The organism is Natronorubrum aibiense (assembly GCF_009392895.1).
Classification (GTDB): Archaea; Halobacteriota; Halobacteria; order Halobacteriales; family Natrialbaceae; genus Natronorubrum; species Natronorubrum aibiense.
In genome coordinates, this window is the sequence record NZ_CP045488.1 from 1,208,110 (window position 1) to 1,220,098 (window position 11,989).

Sequence of the window (11,989 nt, forward strand, 5' to 3'; positions counted from 1 at the left end):
TGGATCGATGACGGAATCACGGACGGGAGACCGAGGTAACGGGTCGGCCGACCAGCGGGACAGCGAGTCCACACACACGCCGCCCGAGGATCTCGCCCGGCGAATGTTCGACGCGAGCCCGATCAGCACCGTCGTGATCGATCGGCAGGGAACGATTACCTTTGCAAACGAACGGGCAGCGGCAACGCTCGACATCGACTGTGAGACGCTGGCCAGCGGGGCGTTCGATCCGGCCGACTGGAACATCTATCACGACGACGGGACGCCGATCCCGAAGTACGACCATCCCGTCGCGCGCGTTTTCGAGACTGGCGAGCCGGAGTATGGCTTCGAACACTGGATCGAACTGGCAGACGGCACCGAGAAGTGGCTCTCGAGTAACTCCTCTCCCATCCTCGACGAAGCGGGAGTCGTCGAGTACGTCGTCGTCTCGTTCGAGGACGTGACGGCGTTGAAACACCGCGAAGAGCGGTTGACCAGCGACCACGTGCGCCTGCTCGAGTTCCGGACGGATCAGTCGGCGGTCCCACCGTCGCTTCGCGTCGAGGGCGGCGAAACGCGGATCAAGGTCGACTCCGTCGTCTCGCTGCCGGACGGGACGATCGTCCAGTACATGGGGACCTCGGACCTCCCCGCGAGCGACTTCGTCACTGCCGTCGAAGAGGTCCCTCATTATCTCGACGCACGGCTGCTCAGTTCAATCGACGAATACAGCCGCATCGAAGCCCACGCGGACTCGACGACGGTGTCCCACGTGTTTCCGTCCCTCGGCGGTCGTGCTCGCGCCGTCATCGTCACGTCGGACGAGGTCAGGTTCCTCGGAGAGTTGCCGGGCGACGTAGACCCTCGGCTGGCAGCGGACGGCATTCGGGAGTTCCACCCCGAGGTCGAACTGGTGGCTGAGAAACTCGTCTACTCGCCCCACCTCCTATACGACGTCGTCGACGACGCGCTCACCGACCGACAGCTCGCGGTGCTCGATGCCGCGTACTTCGGGGGGTACTTCGACACGCCGCGAGCCAGCACCGGCGACGAACTGGCGGATCGGTTCGGCGTCACGCGCCAGACGTTCAATCAGCACCTCCGAAAGGCCCAGCGGACCGTCTTCCAGCATCTGTTCGAAAAGTCCGGCGCGAACGCACGCTGACTAGTCAGCGTCACCGCTTACCACTGTGTTTCCTGTAGTGCCGGTCAATGACTGACACAACTCATCCCGATTCCACCACATCTCGGCTGTTCGGCGACGACCGCGTTGGTCACGATCCGACCACAGGAACGTTTCACGCCGCTTTTAGCGCAGAACCCAATACGGTCGTTGTCACGATCGTCGATACCGTGGCGACTATCACGAACCGCGATCCAACGCGATTGTCACCGTTGTTCGAGACCATCGACCCCGAAGCGCTGGCCGAACTCGTGACGTCGTCTCGACAGACTCCTATCGAGGTAGCCTTTTCCTACGAGGACTGTCAGGTTACCGTCTCGAGCCACGGTGTCGTCGTCGAGCCACCGGACGAGTGACAGTAGCGACCGACGTCGGTTGACCAGTGAGACGATCGGCTGGAACGAGACGTGTCGGTAACGGTCTCTGGCCTCGGTCCCGTATCAACGGTCCGCTGCTTATATCGGTGAACCGACGGACTCAAGGCATCGTCGGAAGACGATTGCGGTGATGGCCGACGAACTGAAGCGACGACTCGTCCACGCAAGCGGGTCAGGTCTCGTTGCACTCTATCTCCTTGCGAACTCCCTCGATCTCGGACTGACATGGGCGCGGTTCGGCGTCCTCATGACGGTTCTCTCGCTGGGCGTCATCGGCCTCGAGTTCCTGCGACTTCGAACCGGCCTCGAGTGGTCGCTGTACGATACGCTGACTCGAGAGTACGAACAGGACCAGTTCGCGGGGTATGGCTACTACATGCTCAGCATGACGGTCGCCGTCCTCGTGTTTCCAGCCCAGATCGCGCTGCCGGCGATGTTGATGCTCTCGCTCGGGGACCCGATCAGCGGCACCGTCTCTGACAACAGCCTCAAGTTCATCAAGGGGCCGAAGGTACTCGGGACGATGTTCGTCGTCAGTGCCGTGATCGCCGCGCCGTTTCTCTACGAGACGCCGCTGGCCGTGGTCGCGGCGGCTCTCGGAGCGACCATCGCCGACGGGGTCAAACTCCGTATTGGCGACTACATCGTCGACGACAACCTGACGATTCCCATCTACGCCAGCGTGCTGGCCTGGCTCGCACTCGAGTTCCTTTGATCGGGTCGCTGCACTCGCAGGAAAGACAACCCTCGAGTCGTCCGGAAGCCGCTCATACGGTTTACTGTCGTCAATTACCGCCGATCGCTAGAACGGGTCGGCGATCGGCGGTAAATAGTTACAGCAATTCGTATCAGAGATCGGTGGCTCGGAACCGCCGATAGCCGACGCCGATCGTGAGGACGATCCATCCCACGAGCACAGCGAGCGCGAACACCGGCCGTTCGTACACTGCTGGCTCGGCCGGCGGCTGGACGAACGTCCCGCTGTTGAGATCCGGATAGACGCCGTCGAACAGGTTCGTGTACGCGGCGACGGGGTTCAGTGCCGCAACGATGTCGACCCACTCGGGGATCGTTTCGGGATACGAAAAGCCGTGGCGGACGTACAACACGGTGTAGGGAAGTCGCGTCCAGAGCTGAAAGAAAAAGAGCACGAAGACGCCGAACGCGGCGATCGTCGCTCGCGTCGCCGACCGAACGACCGCCGAGATGGCGACGGCGAACGCGGTGAACGTGACGCCGAGCAGGGCGAGAATCACCGCGACGGTCGCGAGTCTGGCAGGATCGACGGCTACACCACGGACCACGGCAACCGGAACGGCAGCCAACAACGCGGTGGCGATTGCCGTACAGAGAACGAGGCACCGCCCGACGAAGGTACCGAGCACGACCGTTCCGTGATCGATCGGGAGGCCGAGCACGACTTTGAGCGCGCCGCCCGTTCTCTTCTCGACGATCGCAGAGGCGAAAAAACCAAGCGCCAACAGTGGCGTCAACATCGCAAACAGGGGAAGCACCGACGGGATCAGTTCGGGGCCACCTCGATGGCCCGGTGACGTCGACCGACCCGCGGTGTACGTGATGAGCAGCGCAAGCAGGACGTAAATCCCGACGAGCAACTGGAACTGCCGCTCGCGGACGGTGTCACGAACGTCTTCGCGAACGAACAGGCCGAGTCCCGACGCCGCGCTCACTGTGCAACACCTCGCGTGTAGCTCTCGAACAGTTCCTCGAGTGACGTCTCGCTCGTGGTCACGTCCAGCACGTCGGCCGCGGAGTCGTGGAAGGCGGCGACGACCGACGCTTTGGCCGCGTTTTCACAGGCGACCGCGACCGTCGTCCCGTTCGTTTTGACGCCGGAGACGCCCTCGAGCGAACGGACGTGATCGACTGCGGATGTGGGAACCGACGACAGGTCGACCGTCACGGTCGCGGTGGTGCCGACGGACTCGCGCAGCGCGTCGATCGTGTCGACGGCGACGAGTTCGCCGCCGTCGAGGATGGCGACGCGATCACAGACCGCTTCGACCTGCTCCATGATGTGACTCGAGAAGAAGACGGTCGCACCGCGGGCGTTTTCCTCGCGGACGATCCGGCGCATGGTTCGAGCGCCGTTGGGATCGAGTCCCGTCGAGGGTTCGTCCAGGATCAGCAGTTCGGGCTCGCCGACCAGCGCCATTGCGAGCATGAGTCGCTGGGCCATTCCCTTCGAGTATTGCTCGACGGGGTAGGCGTCGGGGCCGCGCATGCCGACGCGCTCGAGCAGGTCGTCCGGATCGTCGTCGGCGTCTTTCGCCTCGATAGCGAACTGGACGTGCTCGCGGCCCGTTCGCTCGCTGATCGGACCGTAGCCGTCGGGGAGGACACCGATCCGGTCGCGGATGGCGGTGCTCTCGGAGGAGATGTTCTGACCGAGGACGCGAACCATGCCCTCGGTCGGGGCGGCGTAGTCGAGGAGGATGTCGATCGTCGTCGACTTCCCGGCTCCGTTCGGGCCCAGAAAGCCGAAGATCTCACCGGAGCGGACGGTGAGGTCGAGGTCGTGGAGGGCGGTGACCGACCGGCCGCCGAAGAGGCCGGGTCGCTCGTAGCGTTTGGTCACGCTGTGGAGTTCGATCGCGGGCATACTATGAAAATATTAGTCAACTGTCATTGCTCTTTTGATGAGAAACTTCTCAGCCGCGTCGAGAAGCATTGACGGGCCAATCCGTCGCGCTTAGCCGTTCAGCCGCCAGAGTTCGAAGTTAAGCACGGCGGCGAACGTCACCCACGCGAGATACGGGACGAGCAACGCAGCTCCGCGACGGTCGACGCGAGCGAAGGCCGCGAGGGTAGCAACGATCGACATCCAGAGGACGACGATGATCCCGAAGGCAGCACCAAGTGCCTCGAGCGTAAAGAACGCGGGCGTCCACGCGACGTTGAACAGCATCTGGACCGCGAACAGGCCGAGCGCGAGTCGACGGCCGGGAGCGTCGCTGCGCCAGATCAGCCACAGCGCGATTCCGAGTAGCGTAAAGAGGGCCGTCCAGACGATCGGAAACGCGAGTTCGGGCGGGTAGAACCACGGCTTCTCGAGACTTCGGAACCACGCGCTGTCGGGTGAAGACAGCAGGCCGGGCAGCCCACCGACGACGTTGAGCAAGACGACGAAGCCGAGCGCGGTGAGCACCGACTCGGCGTCGGGGAGTCGCTGTGTAGAGAGCCGTGTTGCCATACCATGACTAGGTTGGGGCTGGACTTATACTGACGGCCGACACACCAGCATCGGCGGTGCGTCTCGCAGCCGCGGTTCACTTTCACCCCGGTACGAGAACTCTTATTCACGACGGCGATGAACCACTGGCAATGGCTACGACGGACGGGGACGTGCCCTCGATCGAGCACCCGCTGCTCGAGCCGAACTTCCTCGAGCGCCGACTTTATCAGTTGAAACTCGCCGGCACAGCGGCGAACGACCACACACTCGTCTGTCTTCCGACTGGACTCGGGAAGACGACGGTGAGCCTGCTCGTGACGGCACGTCGACTCGACGAGGTTGGTGGCAAGTCGCTGATGCTCGCGCCGACGAAACCCCTCGTCCAGCAACACGCCGACTTTTATCGCGAAGCGCTGCAGGTCCCCGACGAGGAGATCGTTGTCTTCACCGGCGACGTCAGCCCGGATGACCGCGCTGAGTTGTGGACGGACGCGACGGTCGTGATGGCGACTCCGCAGGTGATCGAAAACGACCTCGTCGGAAGTCGCATCTCGCTTGCCGACGTCTCCCACATCACCTTCGACGAGTGTCACCGCGCGACCGGCGACTACGCCTACAACTACATCGCCGAGCGCTACCACGCGGACGCCGATAACCCGCTCGTGACGGGGATGAGCGCCTCACCCGGCGGCGACGAGGAGGCCATCCTCGAGGTCTGTGAGAACCTCGGCCTCCGGGAGGTCGAGGTGATGACCGAAGACGACGCCGACGTCTCGGAGTTTACTCACAACACCGACGTCGAGTGGGAGCGCATCGACCTCCCCGAGGAGGTCCTCGAGATCCGGGACGCGCTGAACGAGGTGATCACGGATCGCCTCAAGAAATTAAAAGAGCTGGGCGTCGCAAGCTCGACCCAACCCGACCAGTCCCAGAAGGACCTCAATCGGATGCGAGCCGAACTGCAACAGCTGATCAACAACGATCAGTCAGAGGGGTTCAAAGGGATGTCCATCCACGCGGAGGTGATGAAGCTCCGACAGGCGGTCACGCTCGTCGAAACCCAGAGTGTCGAGGCGGTGCGGCGGTACTTCGACCGCCAGCGCAATCAGGCCCGCTCGTCGGGCGCGTCGAAGGCCAGCCAGCGGATGGTCTCCGATCCGCGCGTGCGAGAGGCGATGCGCAAAGCGGAGTCGTTCGACCAACTCCACCCCAAATACCGCAAGACACGGATGCTGCTGGCCGAGACCCTGGGACTGGAGGGCGGCGAGCGGGTGATCGTCTTCACGGAATCCCGCGACACCGCGGAGGCGCTGACCGAGTTCTTGAGCGAGAGTTTCGACGCCAAGCGGTTCGTCGGACAGGGCGACCGCGAAGGGTCCGACGGGATGACCCAGAAACAGCAACAGAAAGTGCTCGACGACTTCCGTGCAGGGGCGTTCGAAGTGCTCGTCTCGACGTCGGTCGCCGAGGAGGGACTCGACGTCCCCGAAGTCGACCTCGTGCTCTTCTACGAACCCGTCCCCACGGCGATCCGGTCGATCCAGCGCAAGGGCCGAACGGGTCGCCAGTCCGAAGGCCGCGTCGTCGTCCTCATGGCCGAGGATACCCGCGACGAGGCTTACTTCTGGATCTCCCAGCGCCGCGAAAAGGAGATGGAGTCCGAACTGCGCGACCTGAAAGGGGTTGCGTCCGACCTCGAGGAAGAACTCGACGACTCCCAGCAGGCGTTGACCGACTTCGACGGAGAGAGCGAAGTGAAAGTAGCTGGTAACGGGGGCAACCCCGACGCAGTCGGCGATTCTTCCAGTGGAAGTGAGGGGGTTTCGCCACAGCCCGGACTGACGGATTTCGCGGGGGAACCGTCGGACGAGAACGACGGCGATGACGACGACAGCAACTCAGTCGAGACCCACGAGCCCCACGCCGAGGGCGACCTGATCGAGATCGTCGCCGACCAGCGCGAGATGGACGCCACCATCGCACGCGAGCTCTCGAAACGAGAGCAGATCGAGATCCGCCTCGAGACGCTCGACGTGGGCGACTACGTCCTGTCGGATCGGGTCGTCGTCGAGCGCAAGTCCGTCGCCGACTTCGTCGACTCGCTGGTCGACGGCGATCGCTCCGTCTTCGAGCAGGTCGGCGCGATGGCCAGACACTACTCGCGGCCCATCGTGGTCGTCGAAGGCGACGGCCTCTACGAACAACGAGACATCCACCCGAACGCGATTCGGGGCGCGCTCTCGAGTCTCGCCGTCGATTTCGGTGCGAGTGTGCTCCGGACCGAGGGCGAGGGCGAGACGAAAGAACTGCTCGCCGTGGTCGCTAGCCGCGAGCAGGAGACGGCCGACCGCGAGGTATCGGTTCACGGTGAGAAACAGTCCAAAACGCTCGGCGAGCAACAGGAGTACGTCGTCTCCTCGATCGCCGAGATCGGCCCCGTCACGGCCCGGTCGCTGCTCGAGGAGTTTGGCACCGTCGAGGCAGTGATGATCGCCAGCGAAGACGAGTTACAGGCCGCCGACGGCGTCGGAAAGGTAACGGCCGAACGGATGCGAGAGGTTATTGGGAGCGACTACACCGGCTGACGGCAACGGGTTCTCGAGCGTGTTCACCGGAGCGTTTCGAGCGTCTCGCTCGCCTCGCGGGCGGCTTCGAGACACTCCGTGGCGTATCGGGGGTCGTCGGTGGCGGCCGCCTCGGCCGCGAACTTTTCTAAGGCCTGCACGAGCGAGGCGTGGGCGGCCTCGAGGTCGCCGCCGGCGGACGGCGAGGCGGCTGGCGGGCGGCGTGCGGATCGCATATCACCCGTCGCGGGCGCTGCGGTGGTCTGCTCAGTCTGTGGCTGGGCTTGTGGAGACGATTCGTCCTCGTCCCGGCCCGTCGCGTCGCTCGTTGGGTCGGCATTCGAGGGCGAGTCGGGCGCTCGAGCGCGACGGTCGTTCGCCGTCGTCTCGGGGGGCCGTTGTGGCTGGTCGTCGCCATCGCGGTCGCTGGCGGCTGCTTCGTCGTCCGCGGCGCCGGACTCGGCTGCTGGCTCGCGGTCTTCGCCGTGGTCGGCCGCCTCCGTAGCCGCCGGTCGGTTGCTCGATTCCTCGGCCGGCTGGGCCTCGAGATCGGTTCCGCGAACGGCGTCGGGGTTGCCGTGACAGCTCGGACAGAACGTGGTGTCGTCCTGCTGGAAAAGCGGATCACCGCAGGTGCCACAGTGGGCGTTCGTCATCGTCGCACCTTTGAGCAGCAGATCGCTCATCCGCTGGGTCGCCTGCCGCTCTTGTTTGTCGCGTTCGTACTTCTCCCGAAGTTTCTCGCGCTCGGCTTCCTTATCGAAGTCGCTCATACCCGTCTAGAGACGGTGGACCATGGAAAAAGCTGCGAAGGTCGAATCCGTCTCAGCGCTCACCCTCGAGTGCGGCTTCGACCGCGTCGACGGCTGCCTCGGGCGTTTCGACGGTCTCGAGCACGTCCTCGAGAGCCGGAACGTCGTGGGTCTCGAGGCCGACGACGGGCCGGTCGTAGATGCCGGCAAAGCCCAGTTCCGAGAGCGTGCCGACGCCGCCGGCGAGCGCAATGACCGCATCGCCGTTCAGCGGGACGAGCGCGTTCCGCGCGTGGCCCAGCCCGGTCGCGATAGGGATGTCGACGTAGTCGTTCGCCTGCTCGCGGCGCTCGCTTGGGAGGATACCGATCGTCGTGCCACCTTCGGCTTTGGCACCGCGACAGACGGCCTCCATCGTCCCGCTGCGGCCGCCACAGACGACCGTATGGCCTCGAGCCGCGAGTTCGCGGCCGACGGCCTCGGCGCGGACTGCCTGCTCGTCGGTGATCTCGCCGCCGCCGATAACGCTGACGCGCATACGTGTGGTCCTGCGGCCGATGCGTATCATCGATTCGGTCTCGAGTCGATCACTGGCACTCGATGGCAAGGCCGTGCGAGTGACTATCATTCCGACGGATTTAACGCGTAGGACGGATGATGTTTACGTGGTATGACGAAAGTTAGCGTGGTCGGCGCGGCTGGGACGGTCGGAGCCGCTGCGGGCTACAACATCGCGCTTCGGGATATCGCGGACGAACTCGTCTTCGTCGACATTCCGGACCAGGAGGATACGACGATCGGGCAGGCCGCGGACGCCAACCACGGCGCAGCCTACGACTCGAACACGACGATCCGGCAGGGAGACTACGAGGCAACCGAGGGGTCGGACGTCGTCGTCATCACGGCTGGGATCCCGCGCCAGCCGGGCCAGACCCGAATCGATCTGGCGGAAGACAACGCCCCGATCATGGAGGACATCGGCTCCTCGCTGGCCGAGTACAACGACGACTTCGTGACGGTGACGACGTCAAATCCCGTCGACTTGCTCAATCGTCACCTCTACGAGGCGGGTGATCGCGCACGTGAGAAAGTGATCGGTTTCGGCGGCCGACTCGACTCTGCGCGCTTCCGGTACGTGATCTCCCAGCGCTACGACGCCCCCGTCAAGAACGTCGAGGCGACCATCCTCGGTGAACACGGCGACGCGCAGGTCCCCGTCTTCTCGAAAGTCCGAGTCGACGGTCAGGACCTCGAGTTCACCGACGAGGAGAAAGACGAACTGCTCTCCGAGCTCCAGACCTCCGCGATGAACGTCATCGAGAAGAAAGGCGCGACCCAGTGGGGGCCGGCGACCGGCGTCGGGCACATGGTTGAGGCGATCCTCCGCGATACGGGCGAAGTGCTCCCCGGAAGTGTCGTCCTCGAGGGCGAGTACGGTCACAAAGACACCGCCTTCGGTGTCCCCGTCAAACTGGGCTCGAACGGCGTCGAAGAGGTCGTCGAGTGGGACCTCACCGAGTTCGAGCGCAACCAACTCGGCGAAGCCGCAGAGAAGCTCTCGGACCAGTACGAGAAAATCGCGTAAGCACCGAACGTACCGACGGCGCTTTTTTCGGCGGAAGCGACAATGCCAGCCGATCAGCAGCTTGCACACGACATCGCACTGCGAGAAGCAGATCAGTGCCACCACCGGCGATCCGGCGACGGTCGAACCTACGGAATCAACTGCTCGCCGTCGTCGTCGTAGATTTTGATCGCGTCGACGGGACAGGTTCGCGCGGCGAACTTCGCGTCGAGTTCCGCGTCTTCGGGTACCTCACGAACGAAGACACCGCCCTCGACTTCCTCCGAGTCGTTCAGGATCGCCTTGCCCTTCGACTTGTCCTTCTCGAACTCGCTCCACTCGGCGACACACTGGAACATCCCGATACAGGTGTCCTCGTCGTATTCGATCTTCATACGCGGTCGTTCGGCAGTCGTCGATAAAGCCCTGACGGGATACAGAGTACGCAGCTGGTGGAGTGGTCGGGCGATGATGCGGGGTGTCCGTCAGTGTCAGTACACCCGCGACCCGTCCCACGGGTTATCGGTCCACCGGGACAGTGGGCCGTCTGACTCGAGTCAGCGGCATTCGGAGTCGAGACGACGCGGGAGACGGCCTCGAATGTCCCCGAAGTGAACGTTTTTCCCGCACGTTACCCAATAGGTGAAGACGGAATGGTCACACTGTCGTTCGTGGCGCTCGTCGGGGCTGCTGTCGTCACCTGCGTGTTTATGGCGTGGGTGCTTGGTGCAAACAGTAACTCGCCGCCGTTTGCCCCCGCGATCGGCGCGAACGCGATCTCGACGATGCAGGCCGCGTTCGTTATCGGCCTGCTCGCAGCCGCCGGGGCGCTCATGCAGGGCGGAAGTATCTCCGAGACGGTCGGTGCCGATCTCATCGACGGCGTGACGATTACGCCGCTTGCGGCCACCGCGGGGCTGCTCACTGCAGCGACGTTTATGGCGATCGGAATCTACACGCGGTATCCGATTCCTGCCGCGTTCGCGACGACGGGTGCGATGGTCGGCGTCGGCCTCTCGCTTGGCGGCGATCCAGCGACAGCGACCTACCAGCGACTGGGCACGTTCTGGCTGCTCGTGCCCTTCATGTCCGGCGGACTGGCGTACGCGACCGCAGTCACCCTGCGCCGCGACGACATCCCCGAATCGGTCGGCGTGCCGCTACTGGCGGGCATTGTCGGCGCGATCGTCGCGAACATTCGACTTGGCGTCATCCCCGATCCGGCAGCCGATCAGGGTAGTCTTGCGAATTTCGTTGCCCGTCAGTTCGGCGGTGGCCCAGCGCTCGTCGCAGGCGCGGACCTCGGTACCGTGATCGTGACGATCGCCCTCGGTGCGCTCGCCTTCTACTGGGTTCGAAAACGCGTCCTTATCGACGTCGACGGCGGGATTCGATCGTTTCTGCTCGTCCTCGGCGGGATCGTCGCCTTCTCCTCTGGTGGCTCGCAGGTCGGGCTCGCGACCGGGCCGCTCGAGAACCTCTTTCGGGTCGAACTCGGCCTGCCGGGAATCACACTGCTCGCGCTGGGTGCAGCCGGCATCCTCGCCGGCGCGTGGATGGGCGCACCGCGACTGTTGCAGGCGACCTCGAGAGAGTACGCCCAGCTCGGCGTTCGGCGCTCGATCGCGGCGCTCGTTCCGGGCTTTATCATCGCGCAGTTAGCGATCGCGCTCGGGATCCCCATTTCGCTGAACAACATCATCCTCTCGGGAGTAATCGGTGGTGGGCTGGCAGCCGGCTCGGCGGGCGTCTCGCGGCGTAAAATCGGGTTTACGATCATGTTCTGGCTGTTGACACTCGGTAGTTCGATTGCCGTCGGCTACGGCCTCTACCAGCTGTTCGCGGCGATCATCGGCGGCTGAGTTGGCGACTCATTCGAGAACCGTCACCGGCTCGTCGGTGCGTTCGACGATGGTCGTAGCGACGCCGCGGCCGAGAAACCGCCGGACGAATCCGGGTGTCGTCGTTCCGTGTCCGTGCATAACCACGTGATCGACGGCTTCATCGCTTGCATACTGCGGAACGACGGTCCCGGGACGTCCTTCGAGGACGTCGACCCGAACCCCCTCGCCCGCCGCGTCGTCGTCGACCGACTCGAGCAGTGATGCTGCGCGCTGGTGTGTCTGCTCGAGACGATCCGCGTCTCGCTCGAGCACCCCGCCCTCGCTCAACGGGGCGTCGAGCGGCGTCACGACAGCCAGCAGCGTCACGTCCGCGTCGGGAAACGTCTCGAGCGCGTAGGCAAGCGCCTCGTCCTCTCGCGGCCGGCCGAGGGTTGGGACGAGGACGTGATCGGGAGCCATACGGCCGTGTTCAGTCGCGACCCCTATCGGTTTATCGGCGGGCGGGTGCAAGGAGCGCGCTTCTCGAG

13 protein-coding genes are annotated in these 11,989 nt (G+C 64.2%); 6 read left to right on the top strand and 7 right to left on the bottom strand.

Annotated features, from left to right (window positions below):
• Positions 1-7 precede the first annotated feature (7 nt).
• From GCU68_RS05975 to GCU68_RS05985, 3 genes are all read left to right on the top strand, one after another.
• Positions 8-1,147, top strand: a complete 1,140-nt coding sequence (locus tag GCU68_RS05975; protein WP_152939829.1) for a bacterio-opsin activator domain-containing protein — start codon at positions 8-10, stop codon at positions 1,145-1,147.
• 47 nt (positions 1,148-1,194) lie between these two features.
• Positions 1,195-1,521 carry a HalOD1 output domain-containing protein gene (locus GCU68_RS05980; RefSeq protein WP_152939831.1) on the top strand — a complete coding sequence of 109 codons (327 nt, stop codon included), beginning with the start codon at positions 1,195-1,197 and terminating at the stop codon, positions 1,519-1,521.
• Between the two features lie 151 nt (positions 1,522-1,672).
• Entirely contained in the window at positions 1,673-2,257 is a 585-nt protein-coding gene (locus GCU68_RS05985; RefSeq protein ID WP_152939833.1) for a diacylglycerol/polyprenol kinase family protein, read from the top strand.
• A 133-nt stretch (positions 2,258-2,390) separates the two neighbouring features.
• Here the strand turns inward: GCU68_RS05985 and GCU68_RS05990 are convergent, their stop codons facing one another.
• The 3 genes from GCU68_RS05990 to GCU68_RS06000 all read right to left on the bottom strand — a co-directional run bounded on the left by GCU68_RS05990 (position 2,391) and on the right by GCU68_RS06000 (position 4,756).
• Positions 2,391-3,233: an ABC transporter permease subunit gene (locus tag GCU68_RS05990; RefSeq protein ID WP_152939835.1), complete on the bottom strand. Its 843-nt coding sequence runs from the start codon at positions 3,231-3,233 to the stop codon at positions 2,391-2,393.
• A complete protein-coding gene (locus GCU68_RS05995; RefSeq protein ID WP_152939837.1) occupies positions 3,230-4,165 on the bottom strand; it encodes an ABC transporter ATP-binding protein in 936 nt (311 codons plus the stop codon). Before GCU68_RS05995 ends, GCU68_RS05990 begins: the two co-directional genes overlap by 4 nt.
• 90 nt (positions 4,166-4,255) lie before the next feature.
• Complete coding sequence (locus GCU68_RS06000; RefSeq protein ID WP_152939839.1) at positions 4,256-4,756, bottom strand: TspO/MBR family protein; 501 nt, start codon at positions 4,754-4,756, stop codon at positions 4,256-4,258.
• A 131-nt stretch (positions 4,757-4,887) separates the two neighbouring features.
• On the opposite strand from GCU68_RS06000, the gene GCU68_RS06005 reads away from it, so the two are divergent.
• Positions 4,888-7,323: a DEAD/DEAH box helicase gene (locus tag GCU68_RS06005; protein WP_152939841.1), complete on the top strand. Its 2,436-nt coding sequence runs from the start codon at positions 4,888-4,890 to the stop codon at positions 7,321-7,323.
• A gap of 23 nt (positions 7,324-7,346) precedes the next feature.
• On the opposite strand, the gene GCU68_RS06010 is transcribed toward GCU68_RS06005, so the two are convergent.
• Both GCU68_RS06010 and GCU68_RS06015 read right to left on the bottom strand, forming a co-directional pair.
• Positions 7,347-8,075, bottom strand: a complete 729-nt coding sequence (locus GCU68_RS06010) for an Sjogren's syndrome/scleroderma autoantigen 1 family protein (protein ID WP_152939843.1) — start codon at positions 8,073-8,075, stop codon at positions 7,347-7,349.
• Positions 8,076-8,127: 52 nt separating this feature from the next.
• A complete protein-coding gene (locus GCU68_RS06015; protein ID WP_152939845.1) occupies positions 8,128-8,592 on the bottom strand; it encodes a TIGR00725 family protein in 465 nt (154 codons plus the stop codon).
• A gap of 132 nt (positions 8,593-8,724) precedes the next feature.
• On the opposite strand from GCU68_RS06015, the gene mdh reads away from it, so the two are divergent.
• A complete protein-coding gene (mdh, locus tag GCU68_RS06020; RefSeq protein ID WP_152939847.1) occupies positions 8,725-9,639 on the top strand; it encodes a malate dehydrogenase in 915 nt (304 codons plus the stop codon).
• A 128-nt stretch (positions 9,640-9,767) separates the two neighbouring features.
• Here the strand turns inward: mdh and GCU68_RS06025 are convergent, their stop codons facing one another.
• Positions 9,768-10,013, bottom strand: a complete 246-nt coding sequence (locus tag GCU68_RS06025; protein ID WP_152939848.1) for a ferredoxin — start codon at positions 10,011-10,013, stop codon at positions 9,768-9,770.
• Positions 10,014-10,271: 258 nt separating this feature from the next.
• Between GCU68_RS06025 and GCU68_RS06030 the strand changes: the two genes are divergently transcribed.
• Positions 10,272-11,480, top strand: a complete 1,209-nt coding sequence (locus GCU68_RS06030; protein WP_152939850.1) for an inorganic phosphate transporter — start codon at positions 10,272-10,274, stop codon at positions 11,478-11,480.
• 9 nt (positions 11,481-11,489) lie between these two features.
• Here GCU68_RS06030 and GCU68_RS06035 read toward each other — a convergent pair whose 3' ends face one another.
• Positions 11,490-11,921 carry a universal stress protein gene (locus tag GCU68_RS06035; RefSeq protein ID WP_152939852.1) on the bottom strand — a complete coding sequence of 144 codons (432 nt, stop codon included), beginning with the start codon at positions 11,919-11,921 and terminating at the stop codon, positions 11,490-11,492.
• Positions 11,922-11,989 lie beyond the last annotated feature (68 nt).